Genomic DNA, 25,507 nt, shown 5'->3' on the forward strand with positions numbered 1-25,507 from the left:
CCAAATGCCACAGCGAAAGCGGCACTCAGCCGCTTTCGCCACTGTGCCAGCGCAGCAAACAGTCTGCCATCGCCAGATCGAGCGGGGTGTCGATGTCCACAGAACGCTCTGGCGGCATCACGTAGGCGACGGTCTCGTCGGTCACAAACGAGCGCGTGCGGCGCAGCCAGTGGGTCTGGGCGACATACACCGCGCCATTAAGGGCGTACAAGGCTGGCGCGTCTTGGCGCCGCTGCGGCCGTTCCCCATCCGGCAAGAAGGATTGCAAACGCCCTTGGGCCGAGAGTCGAAACAGCCACCACGGCGGCATGTGCGCCTCGGTCACGCTGACGCAGGCTGGCGCACCCGTCGCCAGGCACTGTTCCACGGCAGCATCGATGTCCCGTGCCGACCGCAGCGGAGACGTCGGCTGCAGCAGCACCACCCATTCGGCATCCGGCAGGCACGCCAGGGCGTGCAGCACGACGTCGATGCCCGGAGTCTCGTCTCGGGCCAGCTCGGGCGGACGCACGAAGGGAACCTCAGCCCCCCACGCACGGGCAACGGCCAAAATCGCCTGGTCGTCGGAGGACACGACCACGCGATCGATACTGCGGGCTTGACGGGCCGCCTCGATGCTCCACGCGATCAGAGGTTTGCCCGCTACGTCCCGGATATTTTTACCGGGCACACCCTTGCTACCCCCGCGGGCGGGGATCAAGGCAAGGACACGCGAGCCGCGCTCAGCCACGGCCGATCACTTGCAAAATATCGCGCTGGGCGGCCTCGAAATCGCCCATGCGCCCAATGTCGAGCCAATACTCGTGCACGGGGAACATGCGTACCTCGTGCCCGGCTACGATCTGGCGCTTGAGCAAATCGGGCATGTCCAGGCGCACACGCGGCTCGATGGCATGCACGACTTGCGGCGCCAGTACGTAGATGCCCGCGCTCACGAAGAAGTGATGCACCGGCTTCTCGGTAATGTCAGTGATACGCTGTCCTTCGTGCGCGATGACGCCGTACGGCACCTGAAAATCGTACTGGCGCGTGCAGACGGTGGCCGCGGGCGTGTGGCGGTCGTGGTCTTGGAGCAGCGCCTCGTAATCGACGCGCGTCATGATGTCGCCATTGACCACGATCACTGGGCGCTGCACGGCTTCCTTGGGCAGCAGCCCTAGCGCCCCCGCCGTCCCCAGCGGCTCGTCCTCGTGAATGTACTGGACGGTCACGCCCCAGCGGCTGCCGTCCTGAAAGTGCTGGATGATCTGCTCGCGCAGATAGTGCACCGAAATATAGAACCGGTAGAACCCATAGTCGATGAGATCTTGCAGAATATGCTCGAGCATGGGTTTACCACCCACCGGCAGCATCGGCTTGGGGCAGCGATCGGTCAAAGGGCGCAGGCGAGTCCCAAACCCCCCCGCCATCAAAAATACCGGGTTTTCCAGCCGGGGGCGCTTGAGCAAGTCCGTCAACGTCTCCAGCCCGACGAGCACGCCGCTGTCGTCCACGATCGGCACCTGCAGCACTTGGGCACTGCCCAACAGTTGCAGCGCCTCCTCGCGCCGATACTGTGGCGGCAACACACGGGGCTGGGCGTTCATCACCTCGGCCACTGGCGCATCCAGGCTCAAATGGCGCAGAATGCCGCGACGGATGTCGCCATCGGTCACCGTGCCGATCAGCCGCCCGGCGTCGTCCGTCACCAGCGCGATGCGCTTGGCCCCGCGGTCGATCACCTCGATGGCGTGGCGAAGGGTGTCATGGCTGCGCAGACATAGGTTTTGCCAGTCGCTCGTCATGTCGGATCTCCCAGCCGCTTGAAGGGGTGCCCTGGAATATAGCGGTGCCGCGGCGGAACGTCGCATGTGACCGTGGCGCCAGCGGCCACCTCGGCGCCGTCGCCGATGACCACGCGCGGCAACACGACCGCGCCCGCCCCCACGAAGGCACCCGCGCCAACACGCACATCGCCGCACAGGACGGCACTGGGCGCGATGTGGGCACCCTCACCGATGACGGTATCGTGGTCGATGCGCGCCCCGGTGTTGATCAGTGCGTGCATGCCCAACGACACCCCAGGCTGCACGATTGCCCCGGCCATCACCTGCACGCCATCCGCCACGGCAGCCCGGCGGGACACAACGGCCGACGGGTGCACCAGCGCCGGGACGGGCAGCCCCAATTGGCGCAAGCGTGCGCACATCGCCTGACGCAGCCCCATGCGGCCCGGGACCGCCCCGATGCCAACCGCGTAGGCATACCCCGCTGCTTGCGCCGATGCGAGCCAGGCGTCGTCGCCCAACACCGGCACGCCATCCCATTCGGCCCCGACGGGCTGTTCGGGCGTCAGCACGCCCGCCACCGTGCGGCCCATGCACTGCAGCACATCCAGCACCACGCGGGCGTGGCCGCCACTGCCCAGAATCACGACCGGCTCATTCATCCAGCAATTCGCCCGGTTGGTAGTCACGCGAGGCGGCACGTCCCATCACGTCCCAGTACCGCACGGGGGGCATGCCCGTACCGGGGCGCATCACCGCCACCTGTTCGGGGCCCAACCGCTGCCCCGCGGCGATCGGCACACGCGCCACCAAGCTCTTGCGGGCCACGCCCGCGGTGGCAGCCTCGCCCGGCTGCGGCCGCTTGATGCCATCGCCCAGGCACGCCTCGATCGTGCGCACGCCGCGCACGAGCGCGGCCATCTCATCGGGCTCCAGTGATGCCGCGTTGTCTGGACCCGGCAGGGTTCGGTCGAGTGTCAGGTGCTTCTCGATAAGGCAGGCGCCGCGCGCCACCGCAGCCAGCGTCACTTCTATGCCCAGCGTATGATCCGAATAGCCCACCGGCAAACCGAATGCCGCCCGTAGCGTGTCCATGGCGCGCAGATTGACCTGCTCAGGAGCAGCCGGGTAGTCGCTCGTGCAGTGCAACAGCGTGACGCCCTGGCGCAAGGCGGCCTGTCCTTCGGGCGAGGCATAGGCATCCTGAAACGCCGCCAACCCAGGGCGCTCCTGCGCGCCCGCGACGCGACCAAAGGCAATCACGCCCAGGGCGAGCTCGACCTCGCTCAACGTCGCCATACCGGTGGAGACGATCAGCTCGGCCCCGGTGCGCGCGTGCTGCAGCAGAAACGGGGCATTCGTGAGCTCGCCCGACGGGATTTTGAGCAAGGACAGCCCCAGCTCGTCGACCAACAAGTGCAGGCTGGCTTCATCGAACGCGGTAGAGAGAAACCGCAAACCTTGCCGCTGCGCGTGGGCCATGAGTTCACGGTGCAGGGCGGCAGGCAACTCCAGCCGTTGCAGCATGGCGAGTTGCGACTCTTGCGCCCCGGTGGCGCGCTGCTGGTAGGCGGCCTTGGGCGCATCGGGCGTGACCAGGCTGGCGGCTTGGAAGGTTTGAAATTTGACGATGTCAGCCCCCGCGCGAGCAGCCGCCTCGACCAACGCGAAGGCCATCTCCGGCTGCCCGTTGTGATTGACACCGGCTTCGGCGATCACCACAACGCCGCTGCGATAGGGGCGGTCAAGCATGGGTCGGCACCATCACGTCGTAAAACCGTTTGTGCACCAGCGCAAGCGGATCGACCCGCCGCAAGACGGTCAGAATACGCTGCGCAACGGCGCCGTCACCGTAGGGATTTTGGACGTCGCTCAAACGAGCCCGAAAATCTGGGTCCAGCGCGCGCCGCAACGCAGCCTCGATCTCCGCTTTGCGAGGCGGGCAATCAATCACGCTGGCCGCGCGCAGCCGACCCCGTTGACGCTCGCCGATGTTGACCGTCGCACATTTGGCACTGGGCGCCTCGATCAGCCCGCTCGATGAGTTGCCGACGACGACATCCACCCAGCGCAGCAGGGACAAGTAACGCTGCTGTCCGAGTGACGCGAATAGCCGGCAGCGCTGCGCATGACGCTGCGCGTACGCTTGCAGCAACGCGATGATGCCCTGCCCTCCCGGATCCGCATTGGGCAAGGTCATGATGATGCGCGCCTGGGGAAACGCGTCCAGCGCAGCCAGCAGTTCACGGCACTGGTCTGCCGGGTCGTCAGCGTCGAGCGTCGCCGGATGGAACGTGACCAGAAACGCTTGATCACCCAGCGCGAAGTCGATTGCGCGCTCCACTTCGGAGCGCGACAACAGTGGCGTGCGCGTCAAATGCTCCAGCCCAGGAGCCCCCACGTTGTAGACTCGATCCGGCGGTTCGCCCATCTGGATGACGCGGCGGCGGTACGGCTCCGCTGCCGTGAAGTGCAGAGACGACAACTTGGTAATCGCGTGCCGAAAGCCATCGTCGAGCGCTCCTTCCGTGACTTCGCCACCATGTAAATGGGCGATCGGCCTGCGCTGCGCAAACGCCGCGGTGGCTGCCGCCAAGGCCTCGAACCGATCGCCGAGTATGACCACCAGCTCGGGATCCAGCTGCGCAAACGCATCGGCGAAGCCGGCCGTCCCGGTGCCGATGGCGCGCGCCAAGGCATGCGGCGTGTCAGCATCGATTTCCAAGTCCACTGTGGCAGCGATGGGAAAACCATCGCGCTCGATAACCTCGATGGTACGGCCAAACTGCGGCATCAGGTGCATGCCGGAGACGACCAATTGCAACTCGAAATCCGGCGCACGATGCAAGTCGTGTATCAACCAATACAACAACCCATAATCGGCCCGCGAGCCGGTCACGACGGCGATGCGGCGCGGTGCCATCTTAGACCGCGCCTCCTGACAAGGGCGAGCTGGGGACATTGACGACGGTATCCGCCAGCCGTTCGGTCACTGGCAGCGGTGCGCACAGGCAGCCGCCGTACATCGGCAGCCGATGCATCGGCGTCCACAGTGGCCGCGTCATCACACCGGCGTCGTTGGTGGCTTGCAAAAATGCATCTCTCTCCTGCGCATTGGACAAGCGCAGCGCATTGAGCCAGTAGTTACTGTACGCGCCCGCTGGCTCGCAAACGAATGTCCACCCAAGACGCTGCGCCGCTGCCTGATAAGCCGCTGCGACCTTGCGTTTACTGGCCAAGAGCTCGGGCAAGCGTTCCATCTGTGCCAAGCCAAACGCGGCGTTCAGGTTGGGCATACGATAGTTATATCCCACTTCGTCATGGTCGAACCGCCACACATGGGGCAGCTTGGCCGTCGTTATCAAATGCCGGGCGCGGCGCGCCAGCGCCTCGTCATCGGTCACGATCATGCCACCGCCGCCGGTCGTGACGATCTTGTTGCCATTGAAGCTGAATACCCCCAGCTTGCCGAAGGTTCCCGTGTGGCACCCGCCACGGGTGCTGCCCAGCGACTCGGCGGCGTCCTCCACCAGCAGCAAGCCCCAGCGCTCGCACACATCCGCGATCTCGTCGACCCGGGCGGGATGACCCAGGGTGTGCATCGGCACGCAGGCACGGATCGGTCGCCCCGATGCCCGCTCAACGCAGACCCCGGCCTGCATGGTGGCATGGTCTGACAACCACTCGCGGAGTACGTCCGGGTCCATCCCGAGCGTCGTCTCCTCCACATCGACGAAGACGGGCTGTGCCCCGCAGTAGTGGATGGCGTTGCACGTGGCCACGAACGTCAGCGCCTGCGTCAGCACCAAGTCGCCGGGTTGCACTCCTGCAACCCGCAGCGCCACGTGCAGCGCCGCCGTGCCGTTGACCGTCGCCACGGCGTGCCGGGCGCCCACGAAAGCCGCCACGCTGGCTTCGAACGCCGTCACGAAGGCCCCGACGCTGGACACATAGGTCGAATCGATCGCCTCGGCCACCAGTGCTTTCTCTCGCTCGCCCATGATCGGGGCGTGCAACGGTATCGGCCCATCGGGCCGTCCGTACAGCTCCCGCACGAAGCCGATGAAGGGGGCAACGTCAAACATTGTAGCGATCGACCTTGTAGCGGCGCAGGTTGTCGGGGTTGGTAAACCAATCGATGGTCCGTTGCAGACCCTCGCGCAGGCAGACCTGGGGCCGAAAGCCCGTCAATCGCTCGATCTTGCGGTTGTCGCACCACAAGCGAAATACCTCGGACTGGGGTGGCCGCAGCCGCTGCTCGTCCTGCGCCACCTCGATGTCGCTGCCCATGAGCTCGCGAATCAAGCGCACCGTATCGCCGATCGAGATCTCCGAGTTGGAGCCGATATTGACCACCTCGCCGACCGCCGCGGCGCACTCGGCCAACGCGAGAAAGCCGCGACAGGTGTCTTCGACGTAGTTGAAATCGCGCGTGGGCGTGAGGTCACCTAGCTCGATACGGCGCTTGCCGGCCGCGATTTGGCTGATGATGGTGGGAATGACCGCGCGCGCCGATTGGCGGGGACCGTAGGTGTTGAACGGCCGCGCCACCGTAAGAGGGAGGCCAAAACTGCTGTAAAAACTTTGCGCGATCGCATCAGCACCGATCTTGGAGGCACTGTACGGCGACTGCGGTTGCAGCGGATGGGCCTCGTCGATGGGCACGTAGCGGGCGGTACCATACACCTCGCTGGTGGAGGTGTGGACGACACGCCGCACGCCGGCCTCCAGCGCGGCCTGACAGACGTTGAGCGTGCCGCGTACATTGGTGTCGACGTAACTGTCTGGCGCGATATACGAATAGGGAATCGCAATCAGCGCGGCCAAGTGAAACACCACGTCGACCCCTTTGACCATGTGCCGGCAGAAATGGGGATCCCGGATGTCGCCGGTGAGCACCTCGACCTCGGGTAGGCACGGCAGTCCCTCCAGCCAGCCCCAGTGGTTGAAGCTGTTGTACTGCGCCAGTGCGCGCACCCGGTAGCCGCGCGCCACCAAGAGCTCCACCAAATGCGAACCGATGAACCCATCGGCACCCGTGACCAGACACAGCGGTGCGGAACCGGAAGCAAGCGTTTGCGGGGTTTCCATCGGCTTGATCGAGTAGATGGTGAGGAGTCTTACGCCCTATCATGCTAGCGCATCGAATCACTGCCAGAAGCCTGAGATGGACGCACAACACTCCCCAATCCCGCCCATCATCGCCGACGATGAGGCGCACCGCCCGCCACCGACGTGGCGGGTTAACCGCTTCGGCGATCGCGTGCTCGACGCCGTCAATGGCGAGGCATTCGACCGCTTGGGCGCCCGTCTGACGCTGGAGGAGGCGTTTCGTGACCAGCTGCTTCGGGAGGACACGCTCTACCTGATCGCGGGCAGTGACTCCGGGCACTTGCTCGAACACGTCAAGCGCCAAGCCCCGCCCGCAGGCACACGGTACCTGTTCGTCGACCTCCCCTCCGTCCACGACACCTTGCGCGCCGCCGGTCTGTTCGAGGACTTGCCGCCCCACATCCGATGCGCGCCAGCCGATACCTGGGCCGAAGCTGCCCAAGCCCTATCCTTGTCCGACTACCTCTACATCGACGGTGTGGAGGTGGTTGCCTCGCTAGCCGCCCAGTCACCGGATATCCCCGATTACGTCAGCCTGGCGTGGGAGCTACGTGAAGCGGCGGCGAGCCTGCGCTGGCGGACGGTGGCGGTGCGGGGCAGTGAAGCGTTCATCACCTGCCAGTTGGACAATGCAGCAGACAACGTGGTTCCAGCGGGCGTCTGGCGCGGCGCCCTGGCTGGACGAACCGGTGTGCTGTTGGCCGGAGGCCCCTCGCTTGACGATGCCCTCGATTGGGTCAAGGCCCACCGCGAGCGGCTCGTCGTGCTGGCCGTCTCGCGCATCAGTCGGCGCTTGTTGGACGTGGGGCTGGAACCCGATTTTTTGTTCTCGGTCGACCCCACCGAGATGAGCTATGAAATCAGCCGCGACATGCTGCGGTTCGGGGAGTCGGTCGCCTTCATCCACCAGTACCACGTCAACCCGCGCTTGCTCGCGCAATGGCCGCACCGCAGCTATTACCTGGGCAACGTGCTGCCGTGGACGTCGAAGCTCAATCCCTCAGAGCCGCTCTTGGGGGTAGGCCCCACGGTCACCAACACGGCACTGGCTTTCGCGGGTGCGCTAGGGTTGGCGCGGGTGATTCTTGCCGGTGTCGACCTGTGCTTCACGCCCGAAGGATACACCCATGCCCGAGGCAGCAATGAACGAGCGGTGGGCCCGCGTTTCGACCTGACGCCACTGACGGTCGACACCAACGCGGGCCAGCGGGCCTGCACCACGGCCGACTTTGCGGCCGCTGCGCAAACGCTCAGCCAACAGGCGCTGTACTGGCGCAGTCAGGGGCTGGAAATCTACAACCCAGCAACCGGGGCTGCGCGCATGGAAGGCGTCATGCACCTGCCTTTGGAACAAATCGCGTTGGAAGGAGCGGCACTGGCGAGGCCGTTGGCGCCCTCCCCTTCCGTGCAGGACACTGATGAAACCCGGCTCCTCCATGCGCAGCGGGTGGTGCGCGCCATGCAGCGTAAGTTGGATGAAATCAAGGCCCTGGAGGGCGAACTGCGCCACGCGCGCCGCGTCGTGGACAAGCTCTTTCAAGCCGACGGGTCGATACAAAACCGAAATCTGCGCAAGCGCCTGGACAAACTGGAGGCCAGCATCGATGTGCAGCACAGGGAAACGGCCAACCTGATCCGCCAGTGCAGCACACATGCCTTTTTGCGCGCCATGAGGACCACCCGCGATGTGGATAGCCTGGACGCCGCCGGCGTTCAGCAAGCCCTGGCCGCATACTACGATACCTACCTGGAAGGCGCCGAACGCCTGCGCACGCAAATCGAGCGCGGCCTGGATCGCGCGCGGCTGCGCGCTCAAGAGTACGCGCAAAATACCCCGCTGTCGGCGCTGGCACCGCGCTGGCTGACGTACCGCGAGCCTGGGCGCTGGCGCCGCTGGACGAATCGCCGCAACGCGTCCGACCTACCCCTGTCACCCGACGAGCAACGAGCACTGCAGACGTTGCAAGACGCGTGTCAGGCCGATCTGCAGTCTACCGGTGGAGCCCATCTCGCGCGTGCGCGCGCTCATGCCGACTTGCGCGCGGCGCGCGTGCGCATGGAAGAGCTCTTCTCGCGCCGCGATGCCAAAGCGCTGCGTGACCTGATCGCGGGTCTGGAACAAGCCCAAGACGCCGATGCGGCCCGCAGCTACCAAGCGCTCGCGCAGGGGCTGCTGGCGGAGCTGGAAGAACGCGAGGACGACGCCTTGGCGCACTACGACGCGGTGCTGCAGAGCGAACAGCGTTCGCTTTGGCCACTGGCGCTGCTTCGCGTGGCCAACTGGGCGTTGCGCCACCAACACACCGAACACGCGCGCCAGGCACTGGAGTGCTTGGCCAGTCTGACGCCCCGGTACCTTTTGCCATATGCCGACGTGCTCGCAGCCATCGGGGATTTGTCAGGGGCCATCGGAGAGTACGAAAAATACCTCACCGATCACCCAGACGACATCCACGCGATGGCGCGCTTGGCGCGCTCGATGGCCCACGCCGGTCACAGTGACGCCGCTCGCGTGATGATCGAGCACATCGAACGCGTGGCGCCTGGGGTGGTGGGACGGCGAAACCTTCACGACTTGATCGACAGTCCAAAGTCCGCAATTAACCCCGAATAGCGTCCATCGGGCGGGGGTATATCGGGGCTTGCGGCGGGCATCGTCGGTCTCAAGAAGCACTCGGCGTGGACGATACAAAAGTCATCGAACATCGTTCGCAATCACGCGAGGGCCACCATGCTTGCTCTGACCCCCATGAAACACGCCAAGACCTACGGCCAGATGGCCGCCAGCACCCGCGCCACCACGGCCGACCCGCACGGGCTGATCGAGATGCTGTTCGACGCGATCGATGAGCAGATCGCGGTGGCGATGGGCGCCCTGGAGACACACGAGACGGAGAGGCGCGGCAAGGCGGTGAAGAAGGCCGTGATGCTGCTGCAAGAGGGCCTGCGCGGCGGACTGGACCTGGAAAAAGGTGGCGAGCTGGCCGAGCGGCTCGATGGCTTGTACGCCTATTGCGCCGCCCGCTTGGCGGAGGCGCACGCCAAGCGCGACCGTGCGCTGTTCGCAGAGGTACGCCAGCATCTGCGCACCGTCGCCGACGGCTGGAAAGCCATCCGCCCCCAGTAAGCAGCCGACTGCCGGAGGCCCGAATCATGAGCGCTACCCCCAAACCCAGCCCCAGCGTGATGGACGTCTATCAAGCCCTGGAAGACGCGAGCGCCCGCATGCTGCAAGCGGCGCAGGCCGACGACTGGGACCGCGTCGTGGAACTGGAAGGCGCCTGCGCGGTGTTGATCGAGCGCCTGCGCGAGCAGGGTGAGCACGCGCAGCTCACGCCCGCCGAGCGGGCAGAGAAGCACCGCATCATGTTGGCCATTTTGCGCCACGATGCGCAGATCCGCGCGCTGGCCGAGCCGTGGCTGGATGTGTGGGGCGACGTGCCCCCAGGCGAGCCGATCCGCAGCGCTTGGCTGCACTGATCCGGTGCCCGCGCGTCGCGGACACCGCTCTGTCCCACGTCGCGGGATGGTCAGGAATGAAGATCCGGGGAGGCAGGCTGAACGTCCCACCCCACCACATTGCGCGTGGCGCTGCTGAACTCCACGCCCAGCAGCCAAATGGGGCGGCCGTCGGCGCGGTATTTGTCGGCGTAGCCCCTCTGTCGCAGCTGGGCGATCGCCTCGCCCGTGGGTTGGTCGCCATCGATGCGCTTGAACTCCATGATGACGATGGCCTGCGGCAGTTTGAGCGTCAAGTCGATGCGGCCTTGGTTCGTGACGTCTTCCGGGGTGAGATCGAGCCCGAGGCTGGCGAGGTGCGAGTAAAAGACGCTGGCCCAGTAGCCCTCATAGTGCAGGACGGGATTCGCGCGGTACCAGTCGGCCGGGATGCCGGCAAAGAGCGACTCGAAGTGCGTGCGCAGGGCAGTCCAATCAAGCGCGAACCACTTCTTCAGAAGCGGCAGCGGCTGCGTGGGCACCTGCGGTGGCACCCAGGCGCGCAGCAGCGCCTGGTTGAAAGCGCTTTCCACCTCGCGGTTGGGATAGCCCAGTTGGTACTGCACGAGTCCCCCGAGCCGCTCCACGCCGGTGATGGTGAGATAGCCCGTCTGCCACAGCAGCGCTTCCGTGCCGATGTACTCGACATCGAACGCGCCCAGCAGCTGATCATCGGCCACCAGGGTGTCGAGCTGCGGGATAAACGTCTGGCGGCTGCGCAGCAAATCGACCAAGAAGGTGGGTGTGCCGGTCTCGAACCAGTACGCGCGAAAGGTGCGCTCTTGCAGCAGCAGCAGCACATCGAACGGGTTGTAGACCGACTCGCCCAGCCAGCGGTAGCCGTTGTACCAGCGGCGGATGTCGTCGCGATCGAGCCCCTCGAGCTCGGGGGCGAACACGGCATCGAGGTCGGCTTCGGTGTAGCCACAGATGGCCGAATACTCCGCCGAGACGGTGATGTCGCGCAGGTTGTTGAGCCCCGAGAAGATCGAGACCTTGCTGAACTTGGAAACCCCGGTCAGAAACGCGAATCGGATGTGGGCGTCTTGCCCCTTGATGACCGAGTAAAGGTTGCGCAAGCCCTCGCGCATGGCCCGCGCCACCTCCGGCTCGGTGAGGTTGTCGAGGATCGGTTTGTCGTATTCATCGACCAGGACGACGGCGCGTTGGCCGTATTTTTGCGTGGCCCGCTCGATGAGCTCGCCAAAGCAGCCCGGGATGGAGCGGTGCTCGCAGTGGATTCCAAGGGAGCGCTGGTGGTTGTCGAGCAGTTCGCGGATGCGCTCATCCAGTTGCTCTCGGCTCTCCAGCCGCCCTTCGGCGAAGCTGATCCGAATGACGGGATGCCGCTTGGACCAATCCCACTTGTCGTGGCAGTACAGCCCCCGAAAGAGCGGCTCGTTGCCGGCGAAGAGTTCGGCGAGCGTGTCCAGAAACAACGACTTGCCGAAGCGCCGCGGGCGCGAGAGGAAGTAGTGCGAACCCGATTCGATCAGCCGAAGCGCGTACGGCGTCTTGTCAACATAGTAATAATCGTCCCCACGGATCTTGGCGAAGGTCTGGATGCCGATGGGCAGCCGCTTGCGGTCGGTCATGGCAGGCAGTCGAGAGGATCTCACGGCGCGATTGTCGCCCAGGCCGCAGGGGGTGGCAACAACGACCGCACGAGGCGCGCTGGCCGGTCACACCTGCATGTTCATGACGTCGGTGTAGGCCTGCATCATGCGGTTGCGCACGTGCAGCGCGGCCTGAAAACCGATCTGTGCCTTTTGCATGGCAACCATCGTTTCTTCCAGGCTGACGCTGCGGTCGCCCAGCTGCACGCGGTTTTGCAGGGCGCTGGCGCGGTTTTGCGCCGCGCTGACGTCGTGCAGCGCGGTGCGCAGCGCCTCGCCAAAGCCGCGGGTGGGCGCAACGGCACCCGCCGTGCGGGGGGCGGTTGCCGAGGCCGACGCAGCGGCCCCCGACACGTCAGCGCCCGCGGCGGCTTTGGCCGCCAGCGCCTTTTGCGCGGCCCGTAGCGCGGCCGCTTGCGCAGGACTCATCGAAGCGGTGGTCATGGGGAGCAGGCGCAGGTCCATGGCAGGCTCCGATCCGGGTTGAACACGATGGCTGGGATGCTACCGGCCGAACAGCCGCTTGCATAAGCGCAAATAACCCGGACTGGAGGGGATTGTTTGGACTTTAGCCACGGCCAACGGTTCTGATAATGCGCGCCATGGCTACCTCGACCACCGCCGTTGCCGAATTGGACCCCTCCCTGCCTGCGCCCGCCGGCGAGCGGGCACCATCGCCGCTGCTAGCCGGCTGGCAGCGCCTGAGCCCGGGACGCAAACTGTCGTTGGGCGCCGGGCTGCTGGCCATGGTGGCGCTGCTGGCGATGGCGTTTTACCTGGCCAACCGACCGGACTACCGGGTGTTGTATGCCAACCTATCGGACAAAGACGGGGGCGCGATTTTGGCGGCACTGTCGCAAATGAACGTGCCGTATAAGCACGCAGACGGGGGCAACGCGATTCTGGTGCCGGCAGACCGTGTCAACGATGTGCGCATGAAACTGGCCAGCCAGGGCCTGCCCAAAGGGACGGTGGCGGGCTTTGAGCTGATGGACACCACGCGGCTGGGGATGACGCAGTTCCAGGAGCGGGTGAACTTTCAGCGCAGTTTGGAAGGTGAGCTTACGCGCACCATTTTGTCGCTGGCGTCGGTGGCGGATGCGCGCGTGCACCTGGCACTGCCCAACCAGAATGGGTTTTTTCGCGAACAGCAAAAGCCGTCCGCCAGCGTGGTACTGACCCTGCACCCGGGCCGCACGCTGGACCGCACGCAGGTAGCGGGCATCGTACACCTGGTGGCCAGCTCCGTGCCCGAGATGGACCCGAAGGCGGTCAGCGTGATCGACCAGAACGGCACGCTGCTGTCACAGCGGGCCGAGGCCGACAACGGTATCGACTCGCGCCAACTGGAATACGTGCGCACGCTAGAGCAGACCTATCAGCAGCGCATTCTGGATTTGCTGGAGCCGGTGGTGGGCCGCGACAACGTGCGCGCGACGGTGACGGCCAATGTGGACTTTTCGCTGACCGAGTCGACTACCGAGCAGCACCGCCCGAATCAGGGCACGGAGCCGGCCGCGGTACGGAGCTCGCAAACCGTGGAAGAGAACACGCCGGGGCTCAACACCCCGGCTGGGGTACCAGGCGCAGTCACCAACGTGGCCCCCGGTGCGACAGCCGCGCCCATCAACGGGCCCGGGGCACCGGTGGGGGTGGTGGGCGCGACGGGCACGAGCGATCAGCGCACCCGGCGCGAACAGGTGGTCAACTATGAAGTGGACAAAACCATCTCGGTCACGCGCAACGCCACCGGCACGGTGCGGCGCTTGAGTGCGGCGGTGGTCATCAACCACCTGCCCAACCCTGACGCCAAAAAGGGCCCCGCGACCGCGGCGCTGCCGCCCGAGCGGCTGGAACAGATTCAGGCCTTGGTGCGCGAGGCCATCGGCTACAACGCCGAGCGCGGGGACTCGGTCAACGTGGTCAACGCGCCGTTCAATCAGCCGAAGGTGGAGCCGGTGGAAATCCCGTGGTACCAAAACCCGGATATGCAAGACCTGCTGCGCAGTCTGGCCGGGCCGCTGGGCATGGTGGCGCTGGGGTTGATCGTGTTCTTGGGCTTGGTGCGCCCGGCGCTCAAGATGATGCAGCCGCCATCTGCACAAGCCACCGCTGGCGCCGCGGGGACGGCCGCCCTGCCCGCCCCGGGCAGCCAGGTCGAGGCGGTGGTGGGCGAAGTCGTCGAGCGCCCCGGTTTGCCCGAACCGGTGCACAATGAGCCCACCCCCGAAGAGCTGCGGCTGGCCGATGCGCGCCGACTGGCGAAAGAAAACCCGGTCGCCGTGGCCAATATCATCAAGGGCTGGATCAGCGGCGAGGGGGCGGCCGCCTGAACCAGCGGCAACGGGTGAACGCAGATGGCCGACACAGACGACGGACTGCAGGATGCCGCCATCTTCCTCATGTCTCTGGGGGAAGAGGAGGCGGCTGAGGTCTTCAAGCATTTCTCGCCCAAGGAAGTGCAGCGTTTGGGCGAGGCCATCGCGCGCATGCGCGCCGTGCCCAAAGAGAAGGTGGCGGCGGTCATCGAGCGCTTCACACACGAGGCACAATCGCAGAGTTTGCTGGTGTCGGACACCGACAACTACGTGCGCACGGTGCTCAAGCGGGCGCTCGGTGACGATAAGGCCGCGCTGCTGATCGACCGTATCTTGCAAGGCGGCGACGTCTCGGGCATCGAGAGCCTGAAGTGGATGGACCCCATCTCGGTGGCCGAGCTGCTGCGCAACGAACACCCGCAAATTCTGGCGGCGATTCTGGTTCACCTGGACCAGGACCACGCGGCCAACATCCTCAAACAATTCAGCGAGCGCACCCGCAACGAGGTGGTGCTGCGCATCGCCACGTTAGAAGGCATTCAGCCCACGGCGCTGAAGGACCTCAACGAAGCGCTCTACCAGGTACTGGCCGGCGGCGACAAGATCCGCAAGAGTTCGCTGGGCGGCATCAAGACGGCGGCCGAGATCATCAACCTGCTGGGCACCAGCCTGGAGGCCAGCGTGATCGACGCCATCCGCGAGCAGGACCCGGATCTGGCGCAGAAGATCATGGACAAGATGTTCACCTTCGAGGACTTGCTCAAGCTGGACAACAAGTCGCTGCAGATGGTGCTCAAGGAGGTGTCGTCCGACCAGTTGGTGGTGGCGCTCAAGGGCGCCTCGCAGGAGCTGCGCGACAAGATTTTGTCCAACATGTCCAGCCGGGCGGCCGAAGCGCTCAAGGAGGACCTGGAGTCGCGCGGGCCGGTGCGGCTGTCCGAGGTCGAGGCGCAGCAAAAGGAAATCCTGAAGATCGTGCGCCGTCTGGCCGACGAGGGCCAGATCGTGTTGGGTGGAGGCGGCGACGATGCCTTCGTCTAACCGCGGGGGACACCCCTATCAGCGCTTCATCCCGCGCGAGGAGGTGCAGGTGGTCACGGCCTGGGCCTTCGAGCCGGTGGACGAGCGCGAGCGCGCCGCTGCCGAACCGGCGCCAGAGCCAGCGATCACGCCGGAGGACCTCGAGCGGGCGCGCGCCGAGGCATTCGCACAGGGGTTCGAGCAGGGTCGCCAGACCGGCGCGCAGGAGGCGCGCGACGCGCTGACCGAGCCGCTGCGCCAGCAAGCGCAGGCACACGCCGAGCAGGTGATGGCGATTCTGGCCGCCGCGGACGCGGAGTTGGACGCGGTGCGCAGTCGGCTGGCCGACCAAGTGCTGTTGCTGGCCTGCGACATCGCGCGCCAGGTGGTGCGGCGCGAATTGGCGCAGCCGCTGGAACCGGTGCGCGCCGTGGTGGAGGAAGCACTGTCGTTGCTGACCGACGACGCCCGCCCAGCGGTGCTGCGCCTGCACCCACAGGATGCGGCGCGGCTGGGACCTCTCATGGAGGAGGCGCTGACCCGCCAGCAGGTGCGGCTGGTGCCGGATGCGCGCCTCACCCCGGGCGGCTGCGTGGTCGAAACGGCACATGGCAGCATCGACGGCACCATCGAGCGGCGCTGGGCGCGCGCGGTGGCCAACCTGGGACTGGATCTGCCCTGGAATCCCACCGAGGGGCATGAGCATGACTGACGTCACCACGCCCGACCTCGCCCCGTGGGAGCGCTTTCTGGCGGCCGCGCGCCAGGCTGCCAGCCAGCCCACGCCGCTGGAGTCGAGCGGACGTCTGACCCGCCTGGCCGGTCTGGTGCTGGAAGCTCGCGGTATTCGTACCCCCGTGGGCTCGCAGTGCGTGATCGACCCCAACCCCGACCCACTCGCCCCCGCGCCGGACGCGGGCGCCACCGTGCTCGCTGAAGTGGTGGGATTTGCCGGCGACCGCGCCTTTTTGATGCCCGCCAGCGAAGTGATGGGGCTGGCACCGGGCGCGCGCGTGCGCCCCCTGCCCCCGTATCGCCCGCGGCCGCGCTGGGGCGACGCGCCCCACCCCATCGTACCCAACGACCGTGGCGTGCTGCGCCTGCCGCTGGGTGACGGCCTGCTGGGCCGGGTGGTGGACGCCTACGGCCACCCCCTGGACGGCGCGGGCCCGCTGCACGGCGTGCAGGTGCAACCGCTGGAACGTCCACCCATCAACGCCATGCAGCGCGCCCCCGTGCGCGAGCCGCTGGACACCGGCGTGCGCGCCATCAACGCGCTGCTGACGGTAGGCCGCGGCCAACGGCTCGGTCTGTTCGCGGGCTCGGGCGTGGGCAAGAGCGTGCTGCTGGGCATGATGGCGCGCTACACGCAGGCCGACGTGATCGTGGTCGGCCTCATCGGCGAACGCGGCCGCGAGGTCAAGGAGTTCATCGACGACATCCTGGGCCCGCGCGACCGTGGGCGGGCCGTGGTGGTGGCCGCCCCGGCGGACGCCCCTCCCTTGGTGCGCTTGCAAGGCGCACACTACGCCACGGCCATCGCCGAGCGGTTTCGCGACGACGGCCGCCACGTGCTGCTGTTGATGGATTCGCTCACCCGCTACGCGATGGCGCAGCGCGAAATCGCCCTGGCGATCGGTGAGCCGCCGGCCACCAAGGGCTACCCGCCCAGCGCGTTTGCACGGCTGCCGCAGCTGGTCGAGCGCTCCGGCAATGGCCCAGAGGGTGGCGGCTCGATCACGGCGTTCTACACCGTGCTGTCGGAGGGCGACGACCAGCAAGACCCCGTGGCCGACGCCGCGCGCGCCATTTTGGACGGACACGTGGTGCTGTCGCGTACGCTGGCCGAGTCGGGCGTGTACCCCGCCATCGACATCGAAGCGTCGGCCTCGCGCGTCATGCACAACGTCGTGAGTGAGGAACATTGGGCGCTGGCGCGGCGCTTCCGGCAACTGTATTCCCGCTACCAAAAAAGCCGCGACCTGATCCAGCTCGGCGCCTATGTGGCAGGCAGCGACCCGGAGACGGATCTGGCGATCCAGCTCTTCCCGGCCATGCAGGCGCTGCTGATGCAGGACATGCGCGAGTGCGCCCCGTTCGACGACAGCGTGCGCCAGTTGGCCGATGTGCTGGCACCAGCCCTTGCGCGCACCCAACGTGATGCCCGCGGAGGTGCCGCATGAACAAACCGCGCGACCTGGGACTGTTGCTGGAGCTCGCGCAACGCCGGCGCGACGCGTGCGCGCAAGCGCTGGCACAGACGCGGCGCGAGCGGCAGCAAGCCGACGCCCAAATGGCCCAGCTACATGCCTACACGCATGACGCCGACGCGCGCTGGCAACAGCGCGCCAGCGCGGGGGTGAGTCCCACCCTGCTGGCCACGCACCGGCAATTCATGGTCAAGCTGGAGGAAGCCATCGGCTACCAGACGCAGGTGCTGCAACAGTTGGACGCGCGCATCGCGCACCACGAGGCGCAACTGATCGACGCCGAGCGCACGCTCGCCACGCTGCAGCGCGTGCATCAGCGCTGGCAGCACGATTGGCTGCGGCGTCAGCAGCGCCTGGAACAAAAAGCCTTCGACGAAATGGCGGCCACCGTGCACCGACGCCGCCATCCGCCGCCCCCGTGACCCTTGGCCCCGCCCACGACAGGAGCCCCGCCATGAAAACCGAAGCCGCCTCGCACGCGCACGCCACCCCAGCGACCCAGCGTACGAACCGCCCAGCCGCGACCGGCGCCAGTGCCGCCGACCCGGCCCAAAACGACCCGTTCGCCCAGCTGCTGGCTGGACTGTCTGCCGACGACGCGGGCGGTCCTGCGGTGGACGACATCGCCACCGACGCGAAGACGAGCGTGTCGGCGCCCGACACGGCCAATGACCCGACGTCGACACCGACCGAGAACCCGCTGTTGGCAGTCCTGGCTGGAAGCCTGGCGGCAACGGCGCAGGCGAGCGATGCGACACCGACGGAGACCGACCCGCCAACACAAGCGCTCATTCCCGACCCTGCGGCAGCCACGGGCGACGGCAAGCGCCGCGGCAACCCGGTCGCCGACCTGGCCGGCGAGGGCGGCTTGGGCCACTCGGCGGGGCCAGCAGCCGACACCGGCACGGCAGGCGCCCCCTTTGGTCAGTGGGTTTCGACACTGGCGCGCGCCAAGCAGCGCCCCACTGCGGGTACGCGCGCCACCGCTGCCGAGAGTGCCAATGCCTCGCCCGTCGCCGAGGATGCACGCGCCCGCAGTGATGCGGCCGGGCCCCACGACACCGCGGGCGCTGCGCGGCTGGATGCGCTGCTGGCCTCTGCCGCGCCTGCCGCCGCGCAGGCCCTGGCGGGGGCGGAACCCAACGGCCTGTCCGTGGCCGGGGACCGGCGCGAGGCCGCACACACCACCGACGGGCCGACGACGGGCAACCCCGGCATCGGCGACCCGATCAGCGCCCCCGCCGCGACGGAAGGAGCCGAGTCCGCCGACTTCGGCCTGCAGTTAGGCGCAGCACTCGCCGACACGTTCGAAGCCATCGGCGCCCAAGTGAGCCTGTGGGCCAGTGGCAAGACGCAGCGCGCCAGCTTCTCGGTGCGCGAGGGGCTGGACACCCCCTTGTCCGTTGACGTGACGCTCAACGACGGCGTGGCGCAACTGCGCTTTCGCACCGACGACGCGGCCCTGCGCCAGTTGATTCAAGCGCAGGCACCGACCGCACTGGCCGATGCGCTGGCGCGCGCCGGCTTGGCACTGGGCGGCATGGAGGTGGGGGGGCAATCGGCCCAGGGCCAAGGCCAGGATTCGGGCACACCCGCCGCTGGCCGCGCGGTGCGCATGGGGTTGACGGCCCTGACCGGGACGGACGCCGCGGAACCCGTGTCCTCGGCGCGCTTGCAGCGAGACAGGGGCGGCGTCGGGCTCGACGTCTATGCCTGAGCGACACGGCCTGGGGGCAGCGACGTTCCCAGTCGCGCCACGGCGTGCGCGGGCAGTGGTGCCGCCAGCCTACCGAGCAACAGGACAAAGCACCCGGTTTTTGGGCTTTGGACAGCGTTCGAGAGGGCGCGACAATGCATTCGACGCTCCTCGTTGCGTGCGCGGCCAGCCGTGACACAATAGGCCACGTCGCGCCCGACGTCGTGTCGTCGGCGATCGGTTCATCCTTGGTATGCCTTTGACATCATGTCCGCCCCAGCAGCCGCCCCCGCCGAAAAACCCAAGAGCAAAAAGCTCCTGATCATCATCATCGCCCTCGTCGTCGTGCTCGCGGCAGCGGGGGGCGCCGCCTTCTTCCTCCTCAAAGGCGGGGGAGAAGAGCACGAAGCTGAGGCGCCCGCCAATCACGAGAAAGCCAAGCCCAAGCCGAAGAAGAAGGACGCAGCGGCCGCGCCCACTTTCATGCCGCTGGATGCCGTGGTGGTCAACCTGGCCGACCCAGGCACGACGCGCTACGCCCAAGTCGGATTGACCTTGCAGCTCGAAGATGCCAAGACGGCCGAGGAAGTCAAAAAATACATGCCCGCCATCCGCAGCGGCATCCTGATGCTGATCTCGCGCCGCACGGCCGACGAGCTGCTCAGCGCCGAAGGCAAGGCCAAGCTGGCCGAAGAAATCCTGGAGCTGGTGCAAAAGACCGCCGACATGGAACCTTACAAGGGCTACAGCCCGGTCGAGGCGGTATTGTTTTCCAGCATCATCGTGCAGTGAAGCAACAGGCACCTTGCACTTGACGCACTAGACGGACGACCATGAGCGACGCGTTTTTGTCCCAGGACGAGATCGACGCCCTGCTCGAGGGCGTCACCGGTGAGAGCCAGAAGCTGGCCAAGGAAGAGGTGCAGACCGGTGGCATCCGCACCTACGATCTGTCCAGCCAGGAACGCATCGTGCGTGGGCGCATGCCCACGATGGAGGTCATCAACGAGCGCTTCGCACGCAATTTGCGCGTGGGGTTGTTCAACTTCATCCGTCGCAGCCCAGAAATTTCGGTCGGCCCGGTGCAGGTACAAAAGTACAGCATGTTCCTGCGCGAGCTGGTGGTGCCAACCAACTTCAATATCATGGCTGTGCGCCCGCTGCGTGGCAGCGGCCTGGTGGTGTGCGAGCCGACCCTGCTGTTTGGCGTCATCGACAGCCTGTTCGGTGGCACGGGGAAGTTTCACACCCGCATCGAGGGGCGCGACTTCTCGCCCACCGAGCAGCGTGTCATCAACCGCATGGTCGACGTGATCGCCGAGGAATACAAAAAAGCGTGGAAGGGCGTGTACCCACTGGAGCTGGTCTACCAGCGCTCGGAGATGCAACCGCAGTTTGCCAACATCGCCACGCCCAGCGAAATCGTCGTCAGCACCAGCTTCACGCTCGAGATTGGGGACATCAGCGGTTCGCTGCATGTCTGCATCCCCTACTCGACGCTGGAGCCGATCCGCGACCTGCTGTATTCCAACACGCAGGGCGACTCGATGGAAGTCGACCGACGCTGGGTCAAACTGCTGAGCCACGAGATCCAGGCGGCCGAGGTCGAATTGGTGGCCGAACTGGCCACGGCGGAGGCCACGGTCGAGCAATTGCTGGCCATGAAGCCGGGCGATTTCATCGAGCTGGAACGACAGCGCATCATCCAGGCCAAAGTGGACGGCGTGCCCGTGCTCGAATGTGAATACGGCACCCACAACGGCAAGTACGCCCTGAAGGTGGTGCGCACCATCCGCAGCAGTGACCAGAGTTGGCACGCCCACGGAGGGATGAACTATGACAAATGAGAACGACAACCCGCCGGCCACCCCGGTGGACGAACAGGCCCTGGCCGACGAGTGGGCGCAAGCGCTGCAGGAGCAGGCCAGCACCGACCACGGCGGTGGCGGTGCATTTGCCAGCGCGCCAGCCTTCGACGGTACACCGCCAGCCCCGACGGGTAACAACGACATCAGCATGGTGCTGGACATCCCCGTCACGCTGTCGGTGGAGCTGGGCCGCACCAAGGTGCCAATCAAATACATCCTGCAATTGGCACAGGGCTCGATCGTCGAGCTCGATGCGCTGGCGGGCGAGCCGATGGACGTGTTGGTCAACGGCTACTTGATCGCGCAGGGTGAAGTGGTGGTGGTCAATGAGAAGTTCGGCATCCGCCTGACCGACATCGTGACACCATCGGAGCGCCTGCGGCGCCTGAGCAAGCATTGAGCGCGGGAACATGAGCGGCACCTGGGCATCGCTGGCCCCCGCCCTCGCCTTGCTGGCGATACTGGCGGGGCTGGCCTGGGGGGCACACTGGTGGCGCCGGCAACGGCAAGCCTCCAGCGGCGATACGGCCGCGCTGCGCGTGGTGTCGCAGCTGATGGTCGGCCCGCAGCAGCGCGTGGTGGTGGTGGAACTCGACGGCCCGGCGGGCCTGGTGCAGCTGACGCTGGGCGTCACGCCCCAGCACGTGCGCACGCTGCACGTGCAGCCGCTGGGGACCACCGCTCGGCGGGGCGCCGCCAGCCCTGCCCCGGCCAGCCCCGGGGCGCCGCCCACGCCCCGCTACGCGGACGTGGCGCGCGCGCTGCAAACCCATGAGCCACGACGGGAGCCCACGCCATGACGGCGAGGTGCCGCTGGCTGCAAGGGGCACTGGCGCTGGCGCTGGCCACGGGCAGCGCGGCGCTGTGGGCCCAGTCCACCCCGCCGGGACAACTGCCCCTGGTCATCGGACAGGGGCCGAGCGGCACCAGTTACTCGGTGCCGATCCAGACGCTGCTGTTTTTCACGGCGCTGTCGTTTTTGCCGGCCATTTTGCTCATGATGACGGCGTTTACCCGCATCGTCATCGTGCTGTCGCTGCTGCGCCAGGCGCTGGGCACGCAAGCGTCGCCGCCCAACCAGGTCATCATCGGCCTGTCGCTGTTTCTGACCTTCTTCGTCATGGGGCCGACGCTGGACAAGGTTTATGAGACGGCGTACCGTCCCTACAGCACGGGACAGGCCAGCTTCGAGCAGGCGGTCGCCGCTGCCGAAGCGCCCATGCGCGAGTTCATGAAGGGCCAGACGCGCCAAGCGGACTTCCAACTCTTCGTTAACCTGGCCAAGCTCCCGCCCGACACCCGCATTGACGACGCACCCCTGCGGGTGCTGGTGCCTGCCTTCGTCATCAGCGAGCTCAAGACGGCGTTTCAGATCGGGTTCATGGTGTTCATCCCGTTCCTGATCATCGACATGATCGTGGCCAGCGTGCTAATGTCGCTGGGCATGATGATGTTGTCGCCGGTGCTGGTGGCGCTGCCGTTCAAGCTCATGTTGTTCGTGCTGGCCGACGGCTGGAATCTGCTCATCGGCTCGCTGGCCGCCAGCTTTGCCACCCCATAAAGGAGCCCGCATGGAGCCGCAAGCCGTCCTCACCCTGGCCCAGCAAGCGATGTTCACGCTGTTGGCGGTGTCAGCGCCCGTTTTGGGCACGGTATTGGTGGTCGGGTTGGTGATCAGCCTGTTTCAGGCGCTCACGCAAATCAACGAGGCAACGCTGTCCTTCGTTCCCAAGCTGGTGGCGGCGGTGGCGGTCTTTGCAATCGCGGGCCCTTGGATGCTGACCACACTGGTCGAGTTCATCCGCCGGGTACTGCTGGCCATTCCGGAGTACGCGGTCTGAGCCACCCGCAGGCGCGACGGCTACCAGCGCCATGGACGGCGTCTTTTTGACCTTCACCGAGGCACAGCTGATGGGCTGGATCGCACCCATCTTCTGGCCGTTTTTGCGCATTCTGGGGGTATTTTCGGCGGCACCGCTGTTTTCGTCACGGTCGGTGCCGGTGCGCACGCGCATCGGGCTGGCGTTCGTGATCGCCGTGTGCATCCAGCCCGCCCTGCCCGCACCGCCCACGCTGTCGCTCAACAGCCCACACGCGCTCGGCGCGGTCGTGCAACAACTCGCCATCGGCCTGTCCATCGGGCTGGCGGCACGCATCGTCTTTGCCGCCATCGAAATGGCAGGCGAAATCATCGGCTTGCAAATGGGCCTGAACTTTGCCGGCTTCTTCGACCCGAGCACCGGCTCGCAGGCGAGCACCGTCGGGCGCTTCTACGGCAACGTCACCATGCTGCTGTTCATCGTGCTCAACGGGCACCTGTTGCTGATCCAGGCCGTGGCGGCGAGCTTCACGACGTTCCCGGTCGGCGACGACAGTTGGAGCGCGCTGCGGCAGATGCGGCTGTTCGAGTTGGGGGCAGTCATTTTCTCGCACGGGCTGTGGATCGCGCTGCCACTGATTGCCACGCTGCTGTTCGTCAACGTGGTGCTGGGCATCATCTCGCGCATCGCGCCGCAGATGAACGTGTTCGCGATCGGCTTTCCCCTCACGCTGTCGGTGGGGCTGATCGGCATCGCGGCGTCGCTGCCGCTGCTGGCCGAGCCAATGCGGCGCCTAATGCAGCTGCTGGCGGGGCTGGTCGGCGTATGAGCGCTCACACCAGCTTGTTGCGGATCGCGTAGACGGTGAGCTCGGCGTTGTTGCTCAACCCCAGCTTTTCCAGCACGCGCGCACGGTAGACGCTCACGGTCTTGGGGCTGATCATGAGCGCCTCGGCAATCTGCGACAGCTTCTTGCCCGAGGCAATCAGGCGCAGCGTCTGCAGCTCGCGCTCGGACAGGCTGTCGTGCAGCTCGCCGCTGTCGGGCGCTTGCAAGTGGTTGGCCAGCAGCTCGGCAATCTCGGGGGTGATGTACTTGCGCCCCTGCGCCACGGTGCGCACGGCGGCAATCAGCGCCTGCGGGTCACCGCCCTTGTTCAAATACCCCATGGCGCCCGCGCGCAGGCAGCGGATGGCGTACTGGTCCTCCGGGTACATGCTGACCATGACCGTGCGCACCGGGTTGCCCTCCTCTTGCAGCACGGCAAGGATCTCCAACCCGCTGCGGCCGGGCAAGTCCACATCCAGCAGCAGCACGTCGGGCTTTTCGCGTCGCAGGGCTTCGCGCAGCGCGGGGTAGCTGTCGGCTTCGGCCACCACCTGGATGTCCGTGGCTTCCATCAGCGTGTCGCGCACCCCGCGGCGCACCACGGCATGGTCGTCGCACAGCACCACACGAATCATGCGTCGTCCTCCTCATGCGTCGTCGATAACGCCTCGGCCAGCGGCACCGACAGGATCAAGGTCATGCCCTGGCCGGGGGCCGTGACCACGTCCAGCCAGCCGCCCACGGATTGGGCGCGCTCACGCAGGCCCAGCAGCCCAAACGAGCGCTCCTTGCCCAGCTCCTGCGCGCTCGCGCCGCGCCCGTCGTCGGCGATTTCGATCGTGAGGTGATCCTCCAGATCGCTGACGTCGATCGTGACCCGGCGCGCCTGCGCGTGTTTGAGCACGTTGGTGAGCGCCTCTTGTACTGTGCGGTATGCCACCATCTCGTGACGCGCGAGCAACGGCTGGCACAGCCTGCCGCGCAGCTGCACCTCCAGCCCCGTGCGCTCGGCAAACGTGCGCGTGAGCCATTGCAGCGCCGGCATCAGGCCCTGGTCGAGCACCGCAGGGCGCAGGTTGCGCATGAGGCGCTGGCTGGCTTCGAGCGCCTGTTCGGCCATCGCCAGCGCCGAGCGCACGTGCGCCAGCGCCTCCTCGTCCATCAAGCGGCGCGCCAGCCACGCCAAATCCAGCTTGACGGCCGCCAAAGCGCCGCCGATGTCGTCGTGGATCTCGCGCGCGATGTCGGCGCGCTCGCGGTCGATGCTGGTTTGTAGATGCTCGGTCAGCTCCAGCAGGCGCTGGCGCGAGGCGGCCAGCTCACGCGCCGCTTCGGCCTGCGCGCGCCGTGTCGCCGACAACTCCAGCGCCCGCAGCAGCACCCGCGGTAGGCGTGACAGTTGTGACTTGTCTACATAGTCGCTGACGCCGCGCACCATGGCGTCGGCCACGGTGGCCTCACCGATGGCACCGGAGACCAGAATGAACGGAAGATCGAGCCCTTGCGCCTGCAACCACTCCCACGCCTCCATGCCGCAGAACCCGGCCAGGTGGTAGTCGGCGAGCACAGCGTCGAAAGCCGGGGCAGCGCCGTCGGCCAGCGCAGCCTGAAACGCTGGCATCGCATCGACCAGCACCACGTCGGCCTCGACCTCCGCGCGGCGCAGCGCGCGCACCAGCAACCCGTGATCGACCGGGTTGTCTTCTAGATGCAAAAGACGCAAAACGTTCACGCGACGACGAACCGCAACAAGTC

The 25,507-nt window shown here is 66.5% G+C and carries 27 protein-coding genes; 16 read left to right on the forward strand and 11 right to left on the reverse strand.

The features are described 5' to 3' along the window. Positions 1-25: 25 nt before the first annotated feature. From ACPYIS_RS13735 to ACPYIS_RS13765, 7 genes are read right to left on the reverse strand one after another with little or no spacing between them, the layout of a single operon-like run. On the reverse strand, positions 26-730 hold the full coding sequence (locus ACPYIS_RS13735; protein ID WP_424858894.1) for a cytidylyltransferase domain-containing protein: 705 nt from the start codon (positions 728-730) through the stop codon (positions 26-28). Next, positions 723-1,784: a nucleotidyltransferase family protein gene (locus tag ACPYIS_RS13740; protein WP_424858893.1), complete on the reverse strand. Its 1,062-nt coding sequence runs from the start codon at positions 1,782-1,784 to the stop codon at positions 723-725. Before ACPYIS_RS13740 ends, ACPYIS_RS13735 begins: the two co-directional genes overlap by 8 nt. Beyond that, positions 1,781-2,428, reverse strand: coding sequence for a NeuD/PglB/VioB family sugar acetyltransferase (locus ACPYIS_RS13745; protein ID WP_424858892.1), 648 nt, complete (start codon positions 2,426-2,428; stop codon positions 1,781-1,783). The genes ACPYIS_RS13740 and ACPYIS_RS13745 overlap by 4 nt, the downstream gene beginning before the upstream one ends. Next, positions 2,421-3,518: an N-acetylneuraminate synthase gene (gene neuB, locus ACPYIS_RS13750; RefSeq protein WP_424858891.1), complete on the reverse strand. Its 1,098-nt coding sequence runs from the start codon at positions 3,516-3,518 to the stop codon at positions 2,421-2,423. The genes ACPYIS_RS13745 and neuB overlap by 8 nt, the downstream gene beginning before the upstream one ends. Beyond that, a complete protein-coding gene (gene neuC, locus ACPYIS_RS13755) occupies positions 3,511-4,689 on the reverse strand; it encodes a UDP-N-acetylglucosamine 2-epimerase (RefSeq protein ID WP_424894504.1) in 1,179 nt (392 codons plus the stop codon). Before neuC ends, neuB begins: the two co-directional genes overlap by 8 nt. A 1-nt stretch (position 4,690) precedes the next feature. Beyond that, positions 4,691-5,851 carry a LegC family aminotransferase gene (locus ACPYIS_RS13760; protein ID WP_424858889.1) on the reverse strand — a complete coding sequence of 387 codons (1,161 nt, stop codon included), beginning with the start codon at positions 5,849-5,851 and terminating at the stop codon, positions 4,691-4,693. After that, the gene (locus ACPYIS_RS13765) at positions 5,844-6,857 is read right to left on the reverse strand and encodes an NAD-dependent 4,6-dehydratase LegB (RefSeq protein ID WP_424858888.1); all 1,014 of its coding nucleotides are present in this window, start codon (positions 6,855-6,857) and stop codon (positions 5,844-5,846) included. The genes ACPYIS_RS13760 and ACPYIS_RS13765 overlap by 8 nt, the downstream gene beginning before the upstream one ends. Before the next feature lie 76 nt (positions 6,858-6,933). Here ACPYIS_RS13765 and ACPYIS_RS13770 point away from each other — a divergent pair, with 76 nt between their 5' ends. From ACPYIS_RS13770 to ACPYIS_RS13780, 3 genes are all read left to right on the forward strand, one after another. After that, positions 6,934-9,492: a 6-hydroxymethylpterin diphosphokinase MptE-like protein gene (locus ACPYIS_RS13770; protein ID WP_424894503.1), complete on the forward strand. Its 2,559-nt coding sequence runs from the start codon at positions 6,934-6,936 to the stop codon at positions 9,490-9,492. A gap of 117 nt (positions 9,493-9,609) precedes the next feature. Continuing rightward, positions 9,610-10,005 (forward strand): flagellar export chaperone FliS, encoded by a 396-nt coding sequence (gene fliS / locus ACPYIS_RS13775; protein ID WP_299020316.1) that lies wholly within the window; start codon positions 9,610-9,612, stop codon positions 10,003-10,005. Between the two features lie 26 nt (positions 10,006-10,031). After that, the gene (locus ACPYIS_RS13780; protein WP_299020313.1) at positions 10,032-10,358 is read left to right on the forward strand and encodes a flagellar protein FliT; all 327 of its coding nucleotides are present in this window, start codon (positions 10,032-10,034) and stop codon (positions 10,356-10,358) included. A 50-nt stretch (positions 10,359-10,408) separates the two neighbouring features. Here the strand turns inward: ACPYIS_RS13780 and ACPYIS_RS13785 are convergent, their stop codons facing one another. Then, positions 10,409-11,971 carry an ATP-binding protein gene (locus ACPYIS_RS13785; RefSeq protein WP_424858886.1) on the reverse strand — a complete coding sequence of 521 codons (1,563 nt, stop codon included), beginning with the start codon at positions 11,969-11,971 and terminating at the stop codon, positions 10,409-10,411. 87 nt (positions 11,972-12,058) lie between these two features. Continuing rightward, complete coding sequence (fliE, locus tag ACPYIS_RS13790) at positions 12,059-12,457, reverse strand: flagellar hook-basal body complex protein FliE (RefSeq protein ID WP_424858885.1); 399 nt, start codon at positions 12,455-12,457, stop codon at positions 12,059-12,061. A gap of 137 nt (positions 12,458-12,594) precedes the next feature. On the opposite strand from fliE, the gene fliF reads away from it, so the two are divergent. From fliF to fliR, 13 genes are all read left to right on the forward strand, one after another. Beyond that, a complete protein-coding gene (gene fliF, locus ACPYIS_RS13795) occupies positions 12,595-14,325 on the forward strand; it encodes a flagellar basal-body MS-ring/collar protein FliF (RefSeq protein WP_424858884.1) in 1,731 nt (576 codons plus the stop codon). Between the two features lie 24 nt (positions 14,326-14,349). Beyond that, the gene (gene fliG, locus ACPYIS_RS13800) at positions 14,350-15,351 is read left to right on the forward strand and encodes a flagellar motor switch protein FliG (protein ID WP_424858883.1); all 1,002 of its coding nucleotides are present in this window, start codon (positions 14,350-14,352) and stop codon (positions 15,349-15,351) included. Further along, the gene (locus tag ACPYIS_RS13805) at positions 15,338-16,042 is read left to right on the forward strand and encodes a FliH/SctL family protein (protein WP_424858882.1); all 705 of its coding nucleotides are present in this window, start codon (positions 15,338-15,340) and stop codon (positions 16,040-16,042) included. Before fliG ends, ACPYIS_RS13805 begins: the two co-directional genes overlap by 14 nt. Next, entirely contained in the window at positions 16,035-17,513 is a 1,479-nt protein-coding gene (gene fliI, locus ACPYIS_RS13810; RefSeq protein ID WP_424894502.1) for a flagellar protein export ATPase FliI, read from the forward strand. The genes ACPYIS_RS13805 and fliI overlap by 8 nt, the downstream gene beginning before the upstream one ends. Continuing rightward, on the forward strand, positions 17,510-17,962 hold the full coding sequence (gene fliJ / locus ACPYIS_RS13815; protein ID WP_424894501.1) for a flagellar export protein FliJ: 453 nt from the start codon (positions 17,510-17,512) through the stop codon (positions 17,960-17,962). Before fliI ends, fliJ begins: the two co-directional genes overlap by 4 nt. Before the next feature lie 32 nt (positions 17,963-17,994). After that, entirely contained in the window at positions 17,995-19,257 is a 1,263-nt protein-coding gene (locus ACPYIS_RS13820; RefSeq protein WP_424894500.1) for a hypothetical protein, read from the forward strand. A gap of 246 nt (positions 19,258-19,503) precedes the next feature. After that, positions 19,504-20,028 (forward strand): flagellar basal body-associated protein FliL, encoded by a 525-nt coding sequence (fliL, locus tag ACPYIS_RS13825; protein ID WP_424858879.1) that lies wholly within the window; start codon positions 19,504-19,506, stop codon positions 20,026-20,028. Positions 20,029-20,069: 41 nt separating this feature from the next. Continuing rightward, positions 20,070-21,083, forward strand: a complete 1,014-nt coding sequence (gene fliM / locus ACPYIS_RS13830; protein ID WP_424858878.1) for a flagellar motor switch protein FliM — start codon at positions 20,070-20,072, stop codon at positions 21,081-21,083. After that, the gene (fliN, locus tag ACPYIS_RS13835) at positions 21,073-21,504 is read left to right on the forward strand and encodes a flagellar motor switch protein FliN (RefSeq protein WP_299020457.1); all 432 of its coding nucleotides are present in this window, start codon (positions 21,073-21,075) and stop codon (positions 21,502-21,504) included. The genes fliM and fliN overlap by 11 nt, the downstream gene beginning before the upstream one ends. Before the next feature lie 10 nt (positions 21,505-21,514). Next, positions 21,515-21,904, forward strand: coding sequence for a FliO/MopB family protein (locus ACPYIS_RS13840; protein WP_299020458.1), 390 nt, complete (start codon positions 21,515-21,517; stop codon positions 21,902-21,904). Then, positions 21,901-22,665, forward strand: coding sequence for a flagellar type III secretion system pore protein FliP (fliP, locus tag ACPYIS_RS13845; protein WP_299020459.1), 765 nt, complete (start codon positions 21,901-21,903; stop codon positions 22,663-22,665). Before ACPYIS_RS13840 ends, fliP begins: the two co-directional genes overlap by 4 nt. Before the next feature lie 10 nt (positions 22,666-22,675). After that, on the forward strand, positions 22,676-22,945 hold the full coding sequence (fliQ, locus tag ACPYIS_RS13850; RefSeq protein WP_299020460.1) for a flagellar biosynthesis protein FliQ: 270 nt from the start codon (positions 22,676-22,678) through the stop codon (positions 22,943-22,945). A gap of 31 nt (positions 22,946-22,976) precedes the next feature. Further along, complete coding sequence (fliR, locus tag ACPYIS_RS13855; protein ID WP_299020461.1) at positions 22,977-23,753, forward strand: flagellar biosynthetic protein FliR; 777 nt, start codon at positions 22,977-22,979, stop codon at positions 23,751-23,753. A gap of 4 nt (positions 23,754-23,757) precedes the next feature. On the opposite strand, the gene ACPYIS_RS13860 is transcribed toward fliR, so the two are convergent. Both ACPYIS_RS13860 and ACPYIS_RS13865 read right to left on the reverse strand, forming a co-directional pair. Then, positions 23,758-24,387, reverse strand: coding sequence for a response regulator (locus ACPYIS_RS13860; protein ID WP_299020462.1), 630 nt, complete (start codon positions 24,385-24,387; stop codon positions 23,758-23,760). After that, complete coding sequence (locus ACPYIS_RS13865; RefSeq protein ID WP_424858877.1) at positions 24,384-25,484, reverse strand: ATP-binding protein; 1,101 nt, start codon at positions 25,482-25,484, stop codon at positions 24,384-24,386. The genes ACPYIS_RS13860 and ACPYIS_RS13865 overlap by 4 nt, the downstream gene beginning before the upstream one ends. Between the last annotated feature and the right edge of the window lie 23 nt (positions 25,485-25,507).

Source organism: Tepidimonas sp. HKU78, assembly GCF_049860815.1.
GTDB lineage: Bacteria > Pseudomonadota > Gammaproteobacteria > Burkholderiales > Burkholderiaceae_C > Tepidimonas.